The following is a 20770-nucleotide window of genomic DNA, read 5'->3' on the forward strand; positions in this document are numbered from 1 at the left end:
GCGGGCAATACTTTCCTGGCCCCAGAATCGCGTGATTCCAGTTGGTTCGGTTTCGGCGGAGATTGCCCCTCTCCGATTCCTAACTACCAACTATAGAGTAGGGTGAAAAGGGGAAATTTAGGGTGAAATAGGGAATCTAGCCCCTAATCGCCGCAAAATGACCAATTAGTCGGCCGAAATGCGGTCGGCACGGATCAGCGCAGCCGCAACACGCAGCTTCGTCAGGGCAAAATGGGGTCAAAAGGACGCCTCAGTTGGCGCGGGCGCGAATCCACAGCGGTTGCAGCACCGCGACTCCGGCACCGGGCCACAGCTGCGCCGACAGCCATTCGATCGTGTCGGCCTGCCGCAGATGGTCTGCCCCCGGCACGAGCGGCGACCAAAGGGGCGCAAACAACAGGTCGGCATCACCCACCAGCCACGCTTCGCCCGCTCCGATCCGGCATTGCGCGACGTGGCGGTCGGCGAAGCTGCGGCACGTCGGCGGCAGGCGCTCGAATGCCCCAGCGCTCGACAGGCGCAGCCGCGCGCCATCGACATCGACCACCGACGCCGCATTGTCGTCCGTCGGCGCCGCGCCCAGCGCCACCCCCCAATGATCGAGCAAAGGGGTGAGCAAGCTGGTCACCGGCGGATTGCGCGGATCGCCGAGCGGGTGAGTCGCGGGCCAGCCCGACAGCGCATCGGCCAGCACCACCGCCTTGCCGCCACGGCGGACAAAGGCGTCAATCGCCACCAGTTCCTGCGGCGCCAGCGCGCGCGGGTGCGCAATGAGCAGCGTACCGCTCGGCGGCGGTACCGAATCGACCAGACTGTCGACCAGCGACACCGGCCCCATGGCCTCAAGCTGGGCCAGCGCCGGATCATCCTCTCCCCCATCGGCAATGATCACCGCAATATCGCCGCTACCCGACCAGCGCAGCGGCAGGCCCGTCAGCATCGTCATCGCCGGAGCGCGAGACGATGCCGTCGCGGGCCGATAGAGCGCAGCGAGCAGCGCATGCCCGCCCCCGAACCCGCCGATCACCAGCACAAGCGCAGCAAGCCAGGGCAGGAATGTCCTTCGCGGCCGCCATTGCACGACGTGATCGGCGACCAAAGCGGCCACAGCACCGACCATCAGCGTGAGTCCCACTTGTGACCACACCATCGATCCCGCCAGCACAGCCCCAAGCAGCGCTTGCGCCGTCGCCAGACATACTAGCGCGACGATGAACGTCCGCCGCCGCAGCGCAGTTCTCACTCCGCGATGCCAGAGCGCCAGCAGCAGCATCGGCAGCGCGATGATGGGTATTGCGAGCGCGGGATCGATCCGGCCAAGCCATGCTTGCCCGCCGCCGATCCACGTCAGCAGCAGCGTCAAGACAGCAATCGAAACAGCGCGCACCAACAGGCGGCGCGACAATATCGTCACGGAGCCGATCGGCGCGCGCGCTGCAATTCGGGATCGGGCTCAAGATCGGGAACGGTTGCGGGCGACGGTGCCGCCTGCGGCACCTTCACCGGTGTCTCGGCATTTTCATCTTTCGACGATGGCGACACCGGCTGAACCCCCAGCTCTTCAAGCGGGGCGCCGCCGGTCTTAACCTCATCGCCGGGCATTTTGACCTCGGCAGAGGTCGCTGCGTCGCTCTCAACATTTTCGCGCGCGCGGTCGCCGATCAGACCCGCCATGCCGACGAGCAACAACACCGTAAGCACCCCGGCGATACCGATCTGCAACCGCCGCATCGTGTCGTTGACCGGGGCCGGGACCACCACCTTTGGCGGCGCATTTTTGTCGATCCGCATATCGGTCATGCTGTCGTCTCCGCCAGACCTTTGCTCGCCAGCCACTCGGGGTTGTAGAGCGTCGAGAGGTAGCGAAAGCCGCTGTCGCACAGGATGGTTGCGATACGCTTGCCCGGGCCGAGCTGCCGCGCCAGCGCCATCGCCCCGGCGACGTTGATCCCCGATGACAGCCCCAGGCACAGCCCTTCGTCATCGAGCAGCGCCCGGACGACCGCTAGCCCCTCCGCATCTGAAATGCGGAACTGGGTGTCGATCGGCGCGCCGTCTAGGTTGGCGGTGATGCGGTTCTGGCCGATGCCTTCGGCAACGCTGCCGCCTTCAGCTTTCAATTCGCCGCACTGGTAATAATTATACAGCCCGGCGCCATGCGGATCGGTCAGCGCAATGACAATGTCGGGATTATGCGCCTTCAACCCCAGTCCCGTCCCCGCGATCGTCCCGCCTGTCCCCGCAGCGCAAGTAAAACCGTCGATCCGACCGCCCATCTGCTCCCATATTTCCTCGGCGGTGCCCATCACATGCGATTTGCGGTTGGCAATATTGTCGAACTGGTTTGCCCAGACCGCATTGTCGGTTTCCTCGGCAATGCGGCGCGAGGTGTGGACGAAGTGGCCGGGGTTGGCGAACGGCGCCGGCGGCACCAGCACCAGCTCGGCGCCGAGCGCGCGGATTGTCGCCATTTTCTCGGCGCTCTGGTTGTCGGGCATGACGATGATCGTCTTATACCCCAATGCGTTGCCGACCAGCGCCAGCCCGATGCCGGTGTTGCCCGCAGTCCCCTCGACGATCGTGCCGCCGGGCTTGAGGCTGCCGTTCGCTTCGGCGTCGCGGACGATATAGAGCGCGGCGCGGTCCTTCACCGACCCGCCGGGGTTGGCATATTCGCATTTGCCCCAGATTTCGCAGCCGGTGGCTTCGCTCGGCCCCTTCAGCAGCACCAGCGGGGTGTTGCCGATCAGGTCGAGGCTGTTTGCAGCAATAGTCATGCCCATGATCTAGGGCCGCACCTCCGGCCTCGCAAGACAGCTTCGCTTGATCCGGCGAAGATCAGCCTTTGTCGACCAACGGGCGCCCTCCTCCGACGAACGGCAGCGCACGCCCTCCGGCGGGGGTTGCCATTGTGACAGTATATCATTACTGGACCCGCACAGGTCGCTATAGAACAGGACTCTCCCCTTATGCGTTTGCTTTGCTCCGCCGGTTTCTCCTTTGCCATCTTCCTTGCCGCCCCCGCCTTGGCGCAGGACCGTGCCGCCGCGGGCAGCGACGACGATGTGCATACCGGCGACCCGATCATCGTCACCGCGCCCTTTGTCCGCAGCCTCGATATTCTCGGCAATGTGTCGGTGCTCGAGGGTGACGAGCTGGCGCGCGACATCCGTGGCCAGATCGGCGACACGCTGACCCGCCAGGCCGGCGTATCGGCGACCAGCTTTGCCCCCGGCGCCTCGCGCCCGGTGCTGCGCGGCTTTTCGGGCGAGCGCGTCCGCGTTCTGACCGACGGCATCGGGTCGATCGACGTCTCGAACACCTCGGCCGACCACGCCGTCACCATCGACCCGCTGACAGTCGAACGGATCGAAATCCTGCGCGGCCCCGCAGTGCTGCTGTTCGGCAGCCAGGCGATCGGCGGCGCGGTCAACCTGTTTGACCGCCGCATCCCGCGCAAGGTGCCGTCCGACCATATCCATATAGACGCGATCGGCGGCTACGCGACCGCCGCAAGCGACCGCAATATCGGCAGCTCGATTGACGTCGCGCTGTCCCCACAGATCGTTGCGCATCTCGACGGCAGCTGGCGCAAGACCGGCGACGCGCGCTCGGGCGGCTTTGTCTATGCGCCCGACATCCGCGACGACCTTCTCCATCTCGCCGAACATGAGGTCGAAGAAGGCCATCTCGACGAAGCCGCCGAGCTGACCGCAGACGCCAACCGCAGGGGCAAGATCCCCAACACCGCCAGCGAGACCTGGACCGCGGCGGGCGGGCTGTCGCTCATCAACGACGGCGGCCAACTGGGCATTTCGGTCAGCTATTACGACAGCAAATATGGCGTTCCCAACCGCCCGGGCACCGAGCATCACCATGAAAGTGGAGAGGAAGGTGAAGAAGAGGAAGGCCACGACCATGGCGAAGCGCCCGTCACCATCGGCCTGAAGCAATGGCGCGCCGACTTGCGCGGCGAGGTCGAGCTGGGAGATGGTTTCTTCGACAAGCTGCGCATCCGCGCCGGGTTCGCCGACTATGAACATACCGAATTTGAGGGCGACGAGGTCGGCACCGTCTTCACCAACCAGGGTGTTGAGGGTCGGCTCGAGCTGGCGCAGAACGACCGCGGCGGCTTGCGCGGCGCCAGCGGTATCCAGTACAGCCACCGCGATTTCAACGCGATCGGCGCCGAAGCCTTTGTCCCGCGCAACCTGACCGACCAGTTCGCGCTATTTACCCTGCAGGAATGGACACTGGGTTCGCTCGGCGTCGAAGCCGCGGCGCGCTATGAAACAACCGATGTCCGCGCCCCGGCGCTCGGCATCGCGCGCAGCTTCGACACCTTCTCGGGTGCCTTGGGCGCGAATTACGACATCAGCGACAGCGCGAAGATCGGCCTGTCGGTCGCTCGCGCCGTTCGCGCCCCGTCGGCCGAAGAGCTCTTCTCGAACGGGCCACACATCGCGACGCAATCGTTCGAGATCGGCGACGTCAATCTGAAGCGCGAAGCCAGCTGGGGGGCCGAAGCGTCGTTCAAGGTGAAGACCGAAGCGTTCAGCCTTAGCCTGACCGGCTATTCCAACTGGTTCGACAATTTCATCTATTCCGACGCCACCGGCGAGGAAGAAGATGAGCTGCCCGTCTTCCAATATTTCCAGCGCGACGCCCGCGTCTGGGGTTTCGAGGCCGAGGCGAGCGCCCGGCTAGCGCAGATCGGCGGTTTCAACATTGTCGGCGATGTCGTCGCCGACATGACGCGCGCCAAGATCAAGGGCGGCGACCATGTTCCGCGCATCCCGGCGATGCGCGTGCTGGGCGGCCTTGAAGCGCAGGGCGAACGCATCGACGCGCGCGCCGAGGTCGAATGGACCGACGACCAGACCCGCATCGCGCCGTTCGAAACGGCGACCAAGGGCTTCACGCTGGTGAACGCCTCGATCAGCTGGCGGCCGCTGCCTGACACCAAGAACCTGACGCTGTCGCTAGCGGCGAACAATATCTTCGATAGCGAGGCGCGGCGCCACGCCAGCTTTACCAAGGATTATGTGCCGCTGACCGGCCGCGATATCCGGATTACCGCGCGGGCAAGTTTCTGAGCGCTAAGCTTAAAATGGCACCGTCATTGCGCGGAGCGAAGCGACGCGGCAATCCAGAGTAGCGTAAACCGCCCTGAATTTCTTCGCTTCGCTCGCAATGACGAGTCTCGCGGGAGCGATCTTCCCAATCGATCGTCAAAACGGCAATTGTTTCCGCTTGTTCCAGTAAATCGATGTCGCCGCCGCATAGGCGCCGACCTTTTCCTACGCCGCTTCATCAACCTTTTCAATATCGACGCCACTGTCGATATAGGCCTGGACGATCGCCATGATCTGATCTTCCGTCATGTCGCTCGACAAGTCGGGGTTCGCGCCTGCCGGCCCGAAATCGAGCGCCTTATCGACGATCGCCGACGGCAGGTTGAGCTTGGCGATGTCACCAACCAGCCACTCGCGCGAGATGCGCGCGAGGCTGTAATCGAAATACGCGGTCTTCTGCGCTTCGGCGATGCCATGCTTCGTCACGCAGCCCTCGGTAATCGTCGCAAGCTGCTTGAACAGGGCTTCGCGTGAGGCATCGTCGCCTGCGCCTGCCATCGCCGCACCGATCGACGCCTTGATGTCGGCTGCGACCGCCGACACGGCGCAATCGAACTTCTCGCCTTCCTGCGCTGCGGCCCCGGCGGGTAGCGCCGCGATTGCCAAGACAGCGCTCGCGATCAAACCCTTCAGCATCCCGATATTCCCTTCACCGTCACCGCGCGATCCATCAGGACAGCATGGCCATGCCGCCGTTCACATGCAATGTCTGACCGGTGACATAACCCGCTTCTTTCGACGCCAGATAGACAACTGCGGCGGCAATATCGCTGCCCTCGCCCATTCGCCCCGCCGGAATGCGCTGGTTGAGCGCTTCCTTCTGCGCGTCGGGCAGGTCGTCGGTCATTGCGGTGGCGATAAAGCCCGGCGCGACGCAGTTCGCGGTGACACCGCGGCTTGCCAGTTCCTGCGCCAGCGCCTTGGTCATGCCGGTGACCCCCGCCTTCGACGCCGCATAATTGGCCTGCCCCGGGTTGCCGGTGGCGCCAACGACGCTGGTGATCGAAATGATCCGCCCGAACCGCGCCTTCATCATCGGCTTGGCGGCCGCGCGCGCAAGGCGGAAATTGGCCTCCAAGTTGATACGGATGACGTCCATCCACTCCTCGTCCTTCATCCGCATGATCAGATTGTCGCGCGTCACCCCGGCGTTGTTGACCAGGATGTCGAGCTTGCCACCAAGCGCCTCGACCGCCGCCGGGACGAGCACATCAACCGCCGCCGCATCGCCCAGATTGCAGGGCAAAGCCACATGGCCGCCGCCGAGCGTGTCGCGAAAAGTGTTCAGCTTGTCGGCATTGGAACCGGACACCGCGAGCCGTGCGCCCTGCGCCGCCAGCGCCTGAGCAATCGCCGAACCGATACCGCCCGATGCGCCGGTAACAAGGGCCGTCATGCCGGTGAGATCGAACATCTGAATTTCTCCTGAAATCTTTGAATTAGAGCGTCTTGAGCAGTGCTTCGATGTCGTCCATGGAAATGACGCTCACCGTCTCGACCTCGCCCGACGCGCTGCGCTTGACCATCGGCGACAGCACTTTGCCGCCGAATTCGACGAAGTGCGTCACCCCGACACCCTCCATCGCGCCGACGCTTTCGCGCCAGCGGACGCGGCCGGTGACTTGCTGGACGAGGAGGTCGCGGATCATGTCGGGGTCGCTGACCGGGCCGGCGGTGACGTTGGCGACGACCGGCACCAGCGGCGCAGACGGCGGGTTGGCGCTCAGCGCATCGCCCATCGCGTCGGCGGCGGGCTGCATCAGCGGGCAGTGGAAGGGCGCCGAGACGGGCAGCAGTACGCCGCGCTTGATGCCAAAATCCTTGACCAGCGCGACCGCGCGTTCGACCGCGCCCCTGTGGCCCGAGATCACGACCTGCGACGGATCATTGTCGTTGGCGACGGTGCACATTTCACCCTCGGCCGCCGCATCAGCGAGCTTCTGCGCGGTCTCGATATCGGCGCCGAGCAGCGCCGCCATCGCGCCGATGCCGACCGGCACCGCGGCCTGCATCGCCTGCCCGCGCGTCTTGAGCAGCCGCGCTGTGGTCGCAAGGTCAAAGGCGCCCGCTGCACAGAGCGCCGAATACTCGCCGAGGCTGTGGCCCGCGACATAAACGGCTTTGGCCGCCAGCGTCACGCCGCCTTCCCTTTCGAGCACGCGCAGCGTCGCGATCGCATTGGCCATGATCGCTGGCTGGGCATTTTCGGTGAGGACCAACTGGTCCTCCGGCCCTTCGGTCATCAGCCGGAACAGTTTTTGACCCAGCGCATCGTCGACTTCCTGAAACACCTCGCGCGCGACCGGCGACGCGTCGGCGAGCGCCTTGCCCATGCCAACCGCCTGGCTGCCCTGACCCGGAAAGATGAATGCGCGCATGATTCGTTCCTCATCGTCATCCCAGCGTAAGCTGCGATCGGTTGCGTCCTAACTCCCGCGATTCCAGCTTACGCTGGGATGACGGAAAGATGCCGCGCCTATTCCCTCACCCGGCGCGATGCAAGCCGAAGGGGACCACCTTGTTGTCCGCGTCATGCCCGATGTCGGCGCGGCCAAGGTACGGGATGTCGCAGCGCGCGCACCACTCCTGCGCGATCTCCTCGGCCTCCATGCCGAACGGGCGGTCGTTCTCGCGAATGTCGCCCACCCGGCCGAGCCGTAGGCCGGCGAGTCCGAGCGGACCAAGATAGCTTGCGACATGAAAAAGGGCGCGGTCAAACGCATAGAGATATTCGCTCACCTCCTCGATCACCAATATATGCCCCGCGAGGTCAGGCTCCAGCGGCGTGCCGAGCAGCATCGACAGCGTCATCAGGTTAAACGCCGCATGACGCGCCCCATGCTGCAAACCCGGCTCACAAGCGCCCGGATCGCGCGCGACGAGCCAGTCGAGTGCGCGCAGCACCGCCGCATCGCCGCCGTCGCGGCGGATGTCGGCGACCATCGGCCCGTGCGCGACATGGTCAAAGCCGTCGCGATAGAGCGCGCCGAGCAGATTGCCCTGATCCGAATAGCCCAGAAACGCCTTGCCCCGCGCGACGTCGGTCATCGCCGCGACCGCATCCTCGGCGATCCGGCACGCGCCATAACCGCCGCGCGCGAACCAGATCCCGTCGATGTCGGGACGGTTCGCCATCTCGACCAGCGCCGCAAAACGATGCCCGTCCTCGCCCGCAAAATGACCGTGCGTCGCGAAGCATTGCGGATCGAAGATCAGCTCGACGTCGGGATAGCCAAGGCTGGCGAGCGCCCGGACCGCCTCGGCATCGTCGGGCAATATGGGGGTCGAGGGAGCAACAATCCCGATACGCATTTTTTCAGCCGACCCCCTGTTCCGTTCGCATCGAGCGAAGTCGAGATGCCCCTCGGCCCTGCGCTGTCCCGATGGGTGCCTCGACTTCGCTCGACACGAACGGAATTTGCGGCGGGCGCCAGTTGCAAACCTTGTAACAAGCCCATATCGCGCCGCCATGTCGGAAAACAAATCCTATTTCTTCTGCGGCATCGGCGGGTCGGGCATGATGCCGCTGGCGATGATCGTCGCGGCGCGCGGCGCCAGCGTTGCGGGGTCGGACCGCAGCCATGACCAAGGCCGCTCGCCCGACAAATTCGCGTGGCTTGAAAGCCAGGGCATCGCCCTTTACCCGCAAGACGGCAGCGGCCCGAAATCCGGCCAAATCCTCGTCGCCTCGGCGGCGGTTGAGGACAGTGTTCCCGATGTCGCCGCGGCCAACGCGCTCAGCCTCGCGCGCATGACCCGCGCCGACCTCAACGCCGCGCTGTTCAACGCTGCGGACAAGGCGATCGGCGTCGCCGGGACCAGCGGCAAGTCGACGGTTACCGGGATGATCGGCTGGATCCTCGCAAGCGCAGGCCGGAAGCCCACAGTAATGAACGGCGCGGTGATGCGCAATTTCGCGAGCGACGACCGGCTCTATGCCAGCGCGCTCGTTGGCGATGCGGAAACCTATGTCAGCGAGGTCGACGAAAGCGACGGCTCGATCGCGCTGTACAACCCCGACGTCGCGGTCGTTACCAACATCAGCCTCGATCACAAAAGTCTTGCCGAACTGCACGCATTGTTCGGCGATTTTGCTGCGAAGGCGCGCATCGCGGTGATCAACGCCGACGACGCCGAATCCGCACCGCTGCTCGCGGCTCAAAACGTCATGCGTTTTGGTTTCAGCGACGCAGCGGCGATCCGCGGCGGCGATTTCGAAGCTTTGCCCGATGGCTGCCGGTTCACGGTCAGCTTTGCTGGCGACCGGCACGCGGTGCGCCTGCGGATGCCCGGGCGCCACAATGCGATGAACGCCCTTGCCGCAATTGCCGCGGCGCGTGCGGTCAACATTTCGGTCGATCAGTCGGTCGCCGCTCTCACCGATTTCGCTGGCCTCGCGCGCCGGTATGAGGTGCTCGGCCAAGCAAACGGCGTCACCGTCATCGACGATTTCGCGCACAACCCCGACAAAGTTGCCGCAACCCTCGCCGCGGTCGCCGAGCTACCGGGGCGCGCCCTGCTGTTCTTCCAGCCGCACGGTTACGGCCCGCTACGCCAGATGGGCAAGGAACTCGCGGCGAGCTTTGCGAAGGGAATGCGCGACGGCGACAAGCTCTATGTCTGCGATCCCGTTTATTTTGGCGGGACTGTCGACCGCAGCATCGGCAGCGAGGCACTCGTCGCCGACATCGTCGCTGGCAGCGGCGATGCGGCGCATCTGACCACCCGCGCCAATTGCGGCGCTGCGATGCTGGACGAGGCGAAATCCGGCGATCGCATCCTGACCCTCGGCGCGCGCGACGATACCCTCACCGAATTCGGGCGCCAGCTTCTCGAAAAATTGAAGGCATAGGAAAAGGCGCCGGTGGTCAAAGACCGCCGACGCCTCCCCGAACATCATAATCGATCAGCGGTGCGCGATCGGGTCGCGGTTGCCGTCAGGGTCGTTGATCGCCAGTCCGTCGGCGCGTACGGCGCCCAGCAGGAACAAGCCCGCCACATGCGGCGTCGCCATCGAGGTACCCGAAATGGTGTTGTAACCGCCGTCTTTCCAAGTCGACTGGATCGAAACGCCCGGCGCCGCCCAGTCGACCGGCGGATTGCCGAAGTTGGAAAAGCTCGCCCAAACATCGTTGCGATCGACGGCGGAAACGGTGACGATATTGGGTCCGTTGGCGCGCGCCGGCGACTTAGTCGTGGCGCTGGTGCTTTCGTTGCCTGCGGCGAGCGCAAAGACGATGCCATTGCTCGCCGCCGCGATCACCGCATTGTCGAGTGCCTGCGAGGCACCGCCGCCAAGGCTCATATTGGCGACATCGCCGCTGCGCCCGGTCGCCGCAACATAATCGACCCCCGCGATAATGTCGGCATAGCTGCCGGTACCGCGGCGATTAAGCACCCGAACTGCCGCAACCCGCGTCCCCGGCGCGACCCCCACGACCCCGATGCTGTTGTTCACCGCCCCGATGGTCCCGGCGACATGCGTGCCGTGGCCGTTCGTATCTTCAGCCGAGCTTTCGCGCGCCACGAAGTTGCGACTGAGCACGGTGTCGACGATCAGGTCGGGGTGGTTGAGGTCGATGCCCGTGTCGATGACCCATGCGATCCCGGCAGCGGTCGTCGTGCCGCCGCCGACGCGGGCGATCCCGGCCGGCACTGTCTGCGCAGGTGGCGTACCGCCACCGCCGCCCGGCTTGGCATTGATGCCAACCGGATCGATAATCGACGCCACCTGGTCCTGCTCGCAGTAGGCGATGTTCGGATTGCGCGCCTGCATATTGGCAACGCCTTGCGCTGACGCCTGCACGGCAAAGCCCTGCAAGGCGGTTGAATAGACATGGCTGACATTGCCGCCGCCGGCATTGGCCGATCGCACGGCTTCGGCCCGCTCGTTACCGCGGCCGACGGCGCGGGCGCGAAAGATGCAGATATAGCTGCCGGCGATCTTGTCGCCGGCCTTCAGCTCTGCGACTGGCGCCTTGGCGGATGCCGCCGCGGGCGTCGAAGCTGTCCCGGCAGCAGGCAATTGCACCAGCCAGTCGCCGGCCATGCCCTTGCCGCCGGCCGCCGCATAGGCCGCCCCGGCCAATGCCACGAGCGCCACCCCACCAATAATTCCGGATTTACGCATCAAAAGTCTCCCCGTTTTTCGATCCGGAAAAGCTGCGCCCATCGGACGCGCAATGCTATCAATTTCTCATCTCGATCCGCACTTTTGCGCCCCCGGTAATGGAGCATCTTCGTCCGAGAGGATTTTGTATCAAAATTGCCCATCATGGCGAGTGATACTGGCTGGTCGCCGCCACCCCAAAGCTTGCTTTCCGTCGCCAAATCTGTAAAGGCGCCCTCATTCGGGGCGAGGCTCTATGCCATCGCCCCGTTTGCTTTGCACCGATTCGCAAAGCGAGACGACAGCCGGAGGGGCCTGCGATTGGCGCAGGTCAGCGATCGGCCAAATCGAAGGAAGCGCATCATGCCGTTCTACGAGCATGTTTTTATCGCGCGTCAGGACCTGAGCCAAGCTCAGGTCGACGCGCTGGCGGAAACCGTCACCAACGTTATCACCGAATATAAGGGCGAAGTCCACAAGACCGAAACCTGGGGTCTGAAGCAGCTCGCCTACAAGATCCAGAAGAACCGCAAGGGTCATTATGTGATGTTGTCGGCCGAAGTGTCGGGCGACGCGATCGCCGAGATCGAGCGTCAGGCAGCGATCAGCGAAGACATCATCCGCTGGATGACGATCAAGGTCGACGAACTCGAAAAGGGCCCGTCGGTCATGATGCGCAAGCAGGAACGTCGGGGCGGCCGTGGCGGCCGTGACCGCGACGGCGAAGAATAAGGATAGAGACCATGGCACGACCCTTTTTCCGCCGCCGCAAGACCTGCCCCTTCACCGCGAAGGATGCACCGGTCATCGATTACAAGGACGTTCGCCTGCTCCAGGGTTACCTGTCGGAGCGTGGCAAGATCGTCCCGTCGCGGATTACCGCGGTGTCCGCCAAAAAGCAGCGTGAGCTGGCAAAAGCGATCAAACGCTCGCGCCACATCGGCCTGCTGCCCTACATTGTGAAGTAAGGAGGGCTGGTCTGATGGAAATCATTCTGCTCGAACGCATCGAGAAACTCGGCGGCATCGGCGATGTCGTCAACGTCAAGAACGGCTTTGCCCGCAATTACCTGTTGCCCAACAACAAGGCGCTGCGCGCGAACGACACCAACCGCAAGCTGTTTGAAGCGAACCGCACCAAGATTGAGGCCGATAACGCCGAACGCCGTGGCGAAGCCGAAGGCCGCGCCAAGGACATCGACGGCAAGCAGATCGTTCTGATCCGCCAGGCGTCGAACACGGGCCAGCTTTATGGTTCGGTTTCGGTCCGCGACATCGTCGATGCGCTGGCCGAAGACGGCATCACGGACATCGGCAAGTCGATGGTCGCGCTCGAACGCCCGATCAAGGCGCTCGGCCTGGTCGACGTCAAGGTCAAGCTGCACCCTGAAGTCATCGTGTCGGTAGGCGTCAACGTCGCCCGCTCGCCCGATGAAGCCGAGATGCAGAAGCAAGGCATCGACGTCATCGCCGCGATGTTCGAGGAAGAACAGGCCGAAGCCGTCGCAACGGCGCTCGAGCCCGACAGCGAAGACGAATTCGACGACGCAACGCCGCCGTCGGAACTGGTCGCCGAAGCGCCTGCCGCGGACGAAGCCGAAGAGAAAGCCTGAGCCTTCTCTGGCGAAAGCCATTTGAAAAGGGCCGCGTTTCCGAAAGGAAGCGCGGCCCTTTTGCTTTGCGGGAAGCTTGACGGGGAGGATCGGCTTCGTCCGCTCCCACCCCTAAGCACTCTCCGGTCACCGGCTCATCCCATCTGGCCAACCCGCTTCGCCTTTCCTATGGCTCGGCAATGGCCGACGATCCCTTCCAGCGCCGCTTTGCCGCCGATGCAAGTCTGCTCCCGCATATGGCGGACCTTGCCAACGACCGAGTTCTGGTCGCGCTGCTTGCAGAGCCCGACTATCGCGCCGCAAGCTTTCTCGACCAGCGGCTGCTTACCGATCGCATCGGGCGTGAGTGGCTGCCGTGGGATGCGCTCCCCGACCTCGGCGCCGCGGCGCCGTCGCCCGATTTCATCTTTCATATCGGCCATGTCGGATCGACGCTCGTCTCGCGCCTGCTGGCTGAGGCCAGCGATGTACTGCCGCTGCGCGAACCGATGTTGCTGCGAACGCTCGCGCAGGTCGCCGAACGGGTCGAGCGGGCGGAGTCGGTCTGGTCGCCCGACCGGTACCAGACCCGCCGACGACAGGCGCTGGGCTGGCTTGGCCGTGGTTTTGGTCCCGGCCAACGCGCCATGGTCAAGGCATCGAGCGTCATCACCGCCATCGCCGCCGACCTGACCGAAGCCGACGGACGCAGTCTGTTTCTGTACGCTTCGCTCCGCCGCTACATAGCAACGATTCTCGCCGGCGAAGCATCGCTGGCAGAAACGCTCGCCCAGGCATCGGCCCGCATGGCACGGCTGGCCGCCATGCTTCCTGACTTTGATGCGGCGCTTTGGCAGCTGCCCCCGGTGACGCGGGTGGCGATGAGCTGGCTGTGCGAGATGGCCACCGCACGGCGGACGCTTCCGCCCGGCGATCCACGCCACCTGTGGATCGATTTCGAGGCGATGCTCGCCAATCCGGCAGCCGCGCTCGCGGCGCAGGTGGCACATTTTGGTTTGGTGTCCGATCCCGGACGGATCGATGCCGCAATCGCGGGGCCGATCATGCGCCAATATTCAAAGTCGCCCGACCATAGCTACAGCCCCGACCTGCGCCGTGAACTTCAGACACAAGCCGAAGCGACCCATGCAGCGGCGATTGGCGAGGCAATCGCGTGGGTTGAAGCACTTGTGGCACGTTATACAAGTCTTGCAGATCTGCCGATCCATAACGACCAGGAAATCACATGTTCAAACTAGTGCAGCTTCTCGACGACGGTGCCGTTCGCGCCCTGCGCGACATCGCCGCCGGCGGCCAGTTCGTCGATGGCAAGATCAGCAATCCGCATTCAAAGGTAAAGAACAACCTTCAGCTTCATGATGCCAATGCCTATGAGCGATCGTCGAAAATCCTGCTCGAAGCGATGGTCCAGAACCCCGATTTCATGGAGTTCGCCTTTCCGGCCCGCATCGCTCCGCCATTGATGACGCGCTACGCGCCCGGAATGCACTATGGCCTCCACCCGGATACGGCCTATATCCCGCTACCCGAAGGCCAGCTGCGCACCGATGTCAGTTGTACTGTGTTTCTCAACGATCCTGCCGACTATGACGGCGGCGCGCTGCATGTCCAGCTCGGCAGCGCGGACCTGCGATTCAAGGAAGCGCCCGGCGTCGCGATCATTTATCCCTCGCACACGCTGCACGAGGTCGAGCCGGTGACCCGCGGCGAGCGGCTGGTCGCGATCACATTCATCCAAAGCCTCATTCCCGACGTTCAGCAGCGGAACCTGATCTACGAACTCAACGAAGTTGCCGCTCTCGAAGGGCTGAACATGGCGCCCGAAAACTATACCCGCTTGCAGGCGGTACAATATCAGTTGCTGCGGATGTGGCGGCGCTAAAGCCGTCATTCGTCAGAACCGTTCGGAATCCGCACGCAGCTTGCGCGATATCCGGCACGCGTCGATCATCGGGATAATGCAGACGCCACGGCCTATGCCGCCATTTGTAGCCGGTTGCGGCCCCCGCGCTTTGCCATATACAGCGCCTTGTCTGCCCGCTGCAGCAGGTCTTGGGGGGTCTCTTCGTCGGCGAAGATCGCCAGGCCGATGCTGATCGTCGCCCCGGGACCGTCGCCGCTTTCGCTATCGGTCTGCACCGCTTTGCGTACCCGTTCGGCGACCAGTTCGGCCGACAAGGCACTGCGTCCGCGCAGGATGCAGACAAATTCCTCACCGCCGAACCGCCCGACCAGATCCTCTTCGCGCAGCGACGCCTTGGCGCGCTGACCGACACGGCGGATCACATCGTCGCCCGTGGCGTGCCCATGGGAATCGTTGATCTGCTTGAAATGATCGATGTCAAAGATCGCGACTGCCAGCGGCGTGCCTTGCTGCCTGGCTTCACACAGCACCTGATCGAGGATTGCCAGCGTATGGCGCCGATTGGGCAGGCCGGTCAGCATATCGGTGTTGGCCACACGTTCGGCGGCGCTGCGCGCCGATTCCAGAATGCGGGCGTTTTCGACGGTTTCGGTGACGTCCTGAACCGTACCGAAAATGGCGACGGCTTTGCCCCGACGCCCCTTTTCGATCGACCCGTGCGACCTGACGTGCCGGATTCCTCCGTCGGCCCGCTTGATCCGTCCCTGATACACGAACGGTTCTCCCGTCCGAACAGCCTCCGTCAGGACTTTTTGAACTTTTGCACGATCCTCGGGCAGATATTGCGCGACACTGTAATCGACATCGACCGGAACACCCGGTTCCAGCCCGTGGACGCGATAGGTTTGATCCGACCATTGGATCGTCCACGCTTTCAGATCGACGCGCCAGTGGCCGACAAGCGCCGCCGCTTCTGCCTGGAGCAGCCAGCGGTTACTCTGCTCCAGCCGCTTGGCCAATCGGCGCTGGACCACCAGCAGCGCGGCCAGCGGCAGCGCAATAAACAGCATCGTCACCAGATAGAATTGCAGGAACAGCACCTCGACCTTTTGACTGTAGTTCATCGCCGCGATCGGACCTTGGCCCTGCGCCGTCAGCAGCGATGCAATCGCCGCAACGATCAGCATTCCCGCCGCTGCGCCGAACGGGCCAAGCCGGTAAGACGCGACGATGACCGCGACGCAAGGCAGGAACGTCACCGGGAATTCCGATTGCGCGAACGAAGCGCCAGTAACGAATGCCGCCATGGTCAGCAGTCCGACGGCCTCAATCTTCATCGCGGTCGACACGTTGTGAAGCGCGTTGGATCCGACAATGCGCGCCAGCATGACGATCGGCGGGGTGACGATCAGCATGCCCAGCGCCACCGTCGTCATCCACGACAAAAAGAAATCCGGGCCGTTGGCCGTCAGCGCGGTGGCCACGACGGCGCTCGCCGCGCTTGCACTCAGCGTGGCAACGCAGAAGCGCCCCACCGCGCGCGGCGCCATGAACGACATCTCGGCACCCTCGAACCGCCGAATCAGCAACAGCGCGATCGTCGCTTCGACCGCATTCGCCACGGTGTAGGCGGTCGCCGTCAATGGACTGACGCCCCCGCTGATATTGGCGCCAACACTCGCCAGCGCCATCGCGGCAAAGGCAGCATAACGCACCCGGTCGGGCATCAACAGCAACAGCGCCAGAAAATAACCGCTCGGCGGCCACACGGCCGCGATATTGTCTGCGCCCTTGGTCGCATAAAGCGACAGGCTGGCCAGCAGATAATAGCCTGTGGCGGTCAGGAGAAACCAGAAAACCGCCTCGACTCGGGGAGACAAAGACCGGATCATGCCTCCAACTAACCGAAAAGTGAGTAAGAAACCGCTAATTTATCCCCAAGTTTGTCGGACGGGGTGCGGCGCGGTGCGATGGGATCATGCGATGCCACCAAAGGTCAATCCGACGACCTCCTCGACCATCGCCTCATCCCACTCCAGTCGCCGGTCGAGGATCAGCATGGCCAGCCCATGGACTAGCGCCCAGGCGTGCAACGCCGCACGGTCGGGGTTCTCAACGCCTGGCAACGCTTCGCCTACCCCGGCGCGGAGCAGATTATAGGCAACTTCGCCGCCGTCGCCGCCAACATTCGCATGGCGCGCCGACATCTGGCGGGTGAAACTCAGGCGGAACAGCGCCGGCTCGTCATGGGCAAAACGGACATAGGTCGTCCCCGTCGCCTTGAACCCGTTGCGCCCGCCGCCGGCCTTTAGCCACGCCTGCGCCTGTCGCGCGCCCAGCCGCCGCAACCCCTCGTCGGCGAGCGCGTCGAGCAGCGCCTCCTTGTCGGGAAAGTGGCGGTAAAGTGCGGTGGCGCTGACTCCGACGTCGCGCGCCAAGGCGCGCAACCTCAGCTCGCCGTCATCGCCCGCCTCCAGCCGTTTCAGCCCCGCTGCGATCACCGCCGCGCGCAAGTCGCCATGATGATAAGCGCCCCCCGCTTTTGCGCCGTCGCTTTTAATGTTGACACTGTTATCTTGTTCGATCATGTTGTCACCGTAAACATACCGAGTCGCCAGCGCAATCCCCTCCACGCTAAGCGGCACCTTCGCCAACATCCGTAAGGAGCAAGATCATGGCAAGCAACGTCGAAACCCTCATCCGCGGTGCCGTCGTCAAAGGCATCGGCAAAGTCGCCGATTTCAATCGCAAACGCCTCCCCCGTCCCACCGACGCCCACCCCTTCCTGACGGGCATCCACGAACCGATGACCGAAGAACTGACGCTCGAAGGCCTGCGCGTCGAAGGCGAAATCCCCGCCGGGCTCACCGGTCGCTACCTCCGCAACGGGCCGAACCCTGCCATCGCCCCCGATCCCGCGAGCTATCACTGGTTCACCGGCGCGGGCATGGTCCACGGCATCCGTATCGAGGGCGGCAAGGCCGACTGGTACCGGAACCGCTGGATCCGCGGCAGCGAAGCCTGCGAAGCGCTGGGCGAAGACCTGCCCCCCGGCCCGCGCGCCGATCGCAATGACGCGCCGAACACCAATGTCGTCGGCCTCGCCGGCCGCACCTTCGCGATCGTGGAGGCGGGCGGCAAGCCGGTCGAGCTGGACTATGAGCTGAACACGATCGCACATAACCCCTTCGACGGGACCCTGGTCGGCGCCTATACGGCGCATCCGCATCATGATCCCGTCACCGACGAGGTCCACGCGATCACCTATCGCGGCGACGAGCCGAACAAGGTCTGGCACGTGGTGATGGACAGCAACGCACACGTCATCCGCGAAGAAGCGGTTGCAGTCAGCGACGGACCCTCGGTCCACGACTGCGCGATCACCGAAAATTACGCGCTCGTGTTCGACCTCCCCGTCACCTTTTCGATGAAGATGCTGCTCGCGGGCTATCGCTTCCCCTATGCATGGAATGACGCGCATCCGGCGCGCGTCGGCCTTCTCCCCAGGAAAGGCAGCGGCGACAGTATCGTCTGGGTGCCGGTCGAGCCCTGCTATGTCTTCCACCCCGCCAATGCGTATGAGACCGCGGACGGCAAGGTAATCGTCGATGTGGTGGCACACGAAACGATGTTTGCCGAATCGAAACGCGGGCCCGACAGCCAGAAATCGCGCATGGAACGCTGGACGATCGATCCGGTCGCCGGGACAACGACGCGCACCGTCATCCACGATCATGCGCAGGAATTTCCGCGCTATGACGAGCGGTTGACGACGAAGCCCTATCGCTACGCCTACAGTATCGCGCTGCCTGATGGCGAGAATGTCGAATGGGCGTTGGCCGAAACGCGGCTGTTCAAGCATGACCTTGGATCGGGCTCGACCGCCATCCATGATTTCGGCCCTGGTCGCCATCCCGGCGAGTTCGTCTTCGTCCCGCGCAGCGAGAGCAGTGCCGAGGATGATGGTTGGTTGATCGGCTTGGTCGTCAATATGAATGACGAGACGACCGCGCTCGTCATCCTCAACGCCGATAATTTTACCGGGTCGCCGCAAGCTGTCGTGCATCTCCCGCACCGGGTTCCGCCGGGCTTTCATGGGAACTGGGTAGCGGACTGACCGTCCCGCGGCGCGCCATCAGCGCCTCGGTCACGCGCAGCGACCGTTCATTGTCGACATCGATCGCCGTCGCCCCGTTGCTGACCAGCAGCGGGGCGATTTCGACGTTCAAATGCCGCGAGATGCGTGCGAAAATGTGGTGGATCGGCCCGAGCCCAAACCGGAAGCGAAGCAAGTTTACTAGCCCGAAAGCCTGCATCACGCGGAAGGGTTTTTTGACAAACTGGCCGCCGCCGCGAAACGCCTCGGTCGCCTTCAGCGCACCGGGATGGCCGATCCAATAGGCGTTGCAGTTCGACACCGCGACGTCGGAAAATTCGTAAAAACGCCGCTGGCCTTCGGGATGCGCTGCCAACACATCCTCCCGCCGTGCCAATGCCACCCCCGCCTCGACATCGAGACGCGCGGCCTCCGCCTCGATCTCGGCGATCGTTTCGGGCGTCAGCAGGCAATTGTCGGCGGTCGTGATGAGCAACGGGAAACGGGCTACGCCCGCGACACCCAGAACCGAGTCCGCCAGATCGCCCGCCGCGGGGACAACGACCAGGCGTTTGCCCAGCAATTTTGCTATCGGGTCTTGCAAATCGGCCAGCAATCCCAAGTGGTGCGTCGACACGAATATCTGCCCGGCGTCGCTTGCCGCTGCACTGTTCAGAACATGCGCGATCATCGGCCGGCCCGCGACAGGAACCAGACATTTGTCCGCGACGCCATGTGCTGCCGCCAGAGCATCAACGGCGCCCGACCGACGCCCCGCGAGGATCAGGATCGAACCGGTCATGCCGCGTCCCGCCGCGCCATCGCCGGCGCGATCTGGCGGAGCATACTCTCGGCCACGATCGTTTCGATCAGCGTCGCATGGGTAAAGCCCGCGACCATGGCCGAGCGCGAGAACAGCTTTTCGGACCACAGGTTGCAGTTGAGATTCACTTCAAGAAGGTGCACGTCGCCGGTCGCCTGATCGACCCGGAACTCGAAACGGCCATAGTCGAAGGGGCGAAACACATCGGCCATCCGGCGCGTATATTCGATGACTTGCCGACTGATCAGCGGATCGTCGAAGCGCTTGATACAATAACCGACGTTGCCAACCAGATCGCGCTTCTCCTGATAGGTGCGCAGCTGGGTGGGATCGTCCTGCTCAAAAATCATCATCGGCAGCATCGCGGGTTCCCCGTCCAGCGTAATCACCGGCACCTCGATATCGCTGCCGTCGATGAAGGGTTCGACGAGCGCGTCATGGTCGAGCGCGTGGATTTCGGCGATCGCCTGCGCCAGTTCGACCCGGTCAAGGGCATCGCGGACGCCCCATGATGCGGAGCTGTTGTTCGGCTTGATCACCCAGCGCCGGGCGGGCGGGCAGCGCGCCGCGTCGACCGGCGCGCCGCGGCGGAACAGCGCCCAAGGCGCGGTCGGCACGCCGCGCGCCGCGGCCTCCAGCTTGGTCAGATGCTTGTCGTCGGAAAGACCGCGAACGATCGGCGATGCGCCGAGATAGGGCAAACCATGCTGGTTGCAGAGCAGGGGCAGCAGCATTTCCGAATTGAAGAAACCACCGCGGTTGAGCAGCGGGAAAACAAAATCGGCGGCGGGCCGATCAAACAGCGCGGCATAGTTGTCGGCGATCAGCAGTTCGATACCCAATCCCTCCAGCGTCTCGCGCATTTCACGATGATACAGGGCATGATTGCCGTCGTCGGCATGCAGCCCGCCGGTCCAGCGGGCGTGTTTGGCGATGAACAGCAGGCGCTGGGTTTCGCGCAGGCGATCGGGCAGCCGGGTAGGCGCAAGTGCGGTCGTTTTCATGCGCCGCGTTGATCATGCCAAGGTTGCGCGGCGATGACGAATTGGTGACGACAGGTGACCGCGAAATGCAAGATCAGTGTCATTTGTACCACCCAACCGCTGAGAAACCGGAATTTATGTACGGAGG

Annotated in this window: 20 protein-coding genes; 8 read left to right on the forward strand and 12 right to left on the reverse strand. The window is 63.9% G+C overall.

What is annotated here, in order from left to right:
* Window positions 1-250: 250 nt before the first annotated feature.
* Genes CDQ92_RS05545 through CDQ92_RS05555 form a run of 3 tightly spaced genes read right to left on the reverse strand, consistent with a single transcriptional unit; the run spans window position 251 to window position 2777 of the window.
* Window positions 251-1414 carry a Gldg family protein gene (locus CDQ92_RS05545; protein WP_229667275.1) on the reverse strand — a complete coding sequence of 388 codons (1164 nt, stop codon included), beginning with the start codon at window positions 1412-1414 and terminating at the stop codon, window positions 251-253.
* Window positions 1411-1800 (reverse strand): hypothetical protein, encoded by a 390-nt coding sequence (locus CDQ92_RS05550; protein ID WP_229667272.1) that lies wholly within the window; start codon window positions 1798-1800, stop codon window positions 1411-1413. Before CDQ92_RS05550 ends, CDQ92_RS05545 begins: the two co-directional genes overlap by 4 nt.
* Entirely contained in the window at window positions 1797-2777 is a 981-nt protein-coding gene (locus tag CDQ92_RS05555; protein ID WP_088440603.1) for a cysteine synthase A, read from the reverse strand. The genes CDQ92_RS05550 and CDQ92_RS05555 overlap by 4 nt, the downstream gene beginning before the upstream one ends.
* Before the next feature lie 192 nt (window positions 2778-2969).
* On the opposite strand from CDQ92_RS05555, the gene CDQ92_RS05560 reads away from it, so the two are divergent.
* Complete coding sequence (locus tag CDQ92_RS05560; protein ID WP_088440315.1) at window positions 2970-5096, forward strand: TonB-dependent receptor; 2127 nt, start codon at window positions 2970-2972, stop codon at window positions 5094-5096.
* Window positions 5097-5300: 204 nt separating this feature from the next.
* Here CDQ92_RS05560 and CDQ92_RS05565 read toward each other — a convergent pair whose 3' ends face one another.
* The 4 genes from CDQ92_RS05565 to CDQ92_RS05580 all read right to left on the reverse strand — a co-directional run bounded on the left by CDQ92_RS05565 (window position 5301) and on the right by CDQ92_RS05580 (window position 8447).
* On the reverse strand, window positions 5301-5771 hold the full coding sequence (locus CDQ92_RS05565; RefSeq protein ID WP_088440316.1) for a hypothetical protein: 471 nt from the start codon (window positions 5769-5771) through the stop codon (window positions 5301-5303).
* A gap of 34 nt (window positions 5772-5805) precedes the next feature.
* Window positions 5806-6549: a 3-oxoacyl-[acyl-carrier-protein] reductase gene (fabG, locus tag CDQ92_RS05570; RefSeq protein WP_088440317.1), complete on the reverse strand. Its 744-nt coding sequence runs from the start codon at window positions 6547-6549 to the stop codon at window positions 5806-5808.
* A 25-nt stretch (window positions 6550-6574) separates the two neighbouring features.
* Window positions 6575-7513, reverse strand: coding sequence for an ACP S-malonyltransferase (fabD, locus tag CDQ92_RS05575; RefSeq protein WP_088440318.1), 939 nt, complete (start codon window positions 7511-7513; stop codon window positions 6575-6577).
* A 106-nt stretch (window positions 7514-7619) separates the two neighbouring features.
* Entirely contained in the window at window positions 7620-8447 is an 828-nt protein-coding gene (locus CDQ92_RS05580) for an LD-carboxypeptidase (RefSeq protein ID WP_088440319.1), read from the reverse strand.
* A 157-nt stretch (window positions 8448-8604) separates the two neighbouring features.
* Here CDQ92_RS05580 and CDQ92_RS05585 point away from each other — a divergent pair, with 157 nt between their 5' ends.
* A complete protein-coding gene (locus CDQ92_RS05585; RefSeq protein ID WP_088440320.1) occupies window positions 8605-9987 on the forward strand; it encodes a Mur ligase family protein in 1383 nt (460 codons plus the stop codon).
* 54 nt (window positions 9988-10041) lie between these two features.
* Here CDQ92_RS05585 and CDQ92_RS05590 read toward each other — a convergent pair whose 3' ends face one another.
* Window positions 10042-11265: a S8 family serine peptidase gene (locus tag CDQ92_RS05590; protein ID WP_201792029.1), complete on the reverse strand. Its 1224-nt coding sequence runs from the start codon at window positions 11263-11265 to the stop codon at window positions 10042-10044.
* A gap of 342 nt (window positions 11266-11607) precedes the next feature.
* Between CDQ92_RS05590 and rpsF the strand changes: the two genes are divergently transcribed.
* The 5 genes from rpsF (at window position 11608) to CDQ92_RS05615 (ending at window position 14738) form a co-directional block, all read left to right on the forward strand.
* Window positions 11608-11976 carry a 30S ribosomal protein S6 gene (gene rpsF, locus CDQ92_RS05595; protein ID WP_088440321.1) on the forward strand — a complete coding sequence of 123 codons (369 nt, stop codon included), beginning with the start codon at window positions 11608-11610 and terminating at the stop codon, window positions 11974-11976.
* Between the two features lie 11 nt (window positions 11977-11987).
* Window positions 11988-12212, forward strand: coding sequence for a 30S ribosomal protein S18 (gene rpsR / locus CDQ92_RS05600; RefSeq protein WP_088440322.1), 225 nt, complete (start codon window positions 11988-11990; stop codon window positions 12210-12212).
* Window positions 12213-12226: 14 nt separating this feature from the next.
* Entirely contained in the window at window positions 12227-12856 is a 630-nt protein-coding gene (rplI, locus tag CDQ92_RS05605) for a 50S ribosomal protein L9 (RefSeq protein WP_088440323.1), read from the forward strand.
* A gap of 179 nt (window positions 12857-13035) precedes the next feature.
* Complete coding sequence (locus CDQ92_RS05610; RefSeq protein WP_088440324.1) at window positions 13036-14094, forward strand: hypothetical protein; 1059 nt, start codon at window positions 13036-13038, stop codon at window positions 14092-14094.
* Window positions 14082-14738: a Fe2+-dependent dioxygenase gene (locus tag CDQ92_RS05615; protein WP_088440325.1), complete on the forward strand. Its 657-nt coding sequence runs from the start codon at window positions 14082-14084 to the stop codon at window positions 14736-14738. Before CDQ92_RS05610 ends, CDQ92_RS05615 begins: the two co-directional genes overlap by 13 nt.
* 92 nt (window positions 14739-14830) lie before the next feature.
* Here CDQ92_RS05615 and CDQ92_RS05620 read toward each other — a convergent pair whose 3' ends face one another.
* The gene (locus CDQ92_RS05620; RefSeq protein WP_088440326.1) at window positions 14831-16612 is read right to left on the reverse strand and encodes a sensor domain-containing diguanylate cyclase; all 1782 of its coding nucleotides are present in this window, start codon (window positions 16610-16612) and stop codon (window positions 14831-14833) included.
* A gap of 84 nt (window positions 16613-16696) precedes the next feature.
* Complete coding sequence (locus tag CDQ92_RS05625; protein ID WP_088440605.1) at window positions 16697-17308, reverse strand: TetR/AcrR family transcriptional regulator; 612 nt, start codon at window positions 17306-17308, stop codon at window positions 16697-16699.
* An 86-nt stretch (window positions 17309-17394) separates the two neighbouring features.
* On the opposite strand from CDQ92_RS05625, the gene CDQ92_RS05630 reads away from it, so the two are divergent.
* Entirely contained in the window at window positions 17395-18837 is a 1443-nt protein-coding gene (locus tag CDQ92_RS05630) for an 8'-apo-carotenoid 13,14-cleaving dioxygenase (RefSeq protein ID WP_088440327.1), read from the forward strand.
* Here the strand turns inward: CDQ92_RS05630 and CDQ92_RS05635 are convergent.
* Together CDQ92_RS05635 and CDQ92_RS05640 are read right to left on the reverse strand one after the other, a co-directional pair.
* A complete protein-coding gene (locus CDQ92_RS05635; RefSeq protein WP_088440328.1) occupies window positions 18758-19618 on the reverse strand; it encodes an NTP transferase domain-containing protein in 861 nt (286 codons plus the stop codon). The two genes, CDQ92_RS05630 and CDQ92_RS05635, sit on opposite strands and share 80 nt — an antisense overlap.
* Entirely contained in the window at window positions 19615-20643 is a 1029-nt protein-coding gene (locus tag CDQ92_RS05640; protein WP_088440329.1) for a D-alanine--D-alanine ligase family protein, read from the reverse strand. The genes CDQ92_RS05635 and CDQ92_RS05640 overlap by 4 nt, the downstream gene beginning before the upstream one ends.
* Between the last annotated feature and the right edge of the window lie 127 nt (window positions 20644-20770).

This window comes from Sphingopyxis bauzanensis, from assembly GCF_002205675.1.
GTDB classification, from domain to species: domain Bacteria; phylum Pseudomonadota; class Alphaproteobacteria; order Sphingomonadales; family Sphingomonadaceae; genus Sphingopyxis; species Sphingopyxis bauzanensis.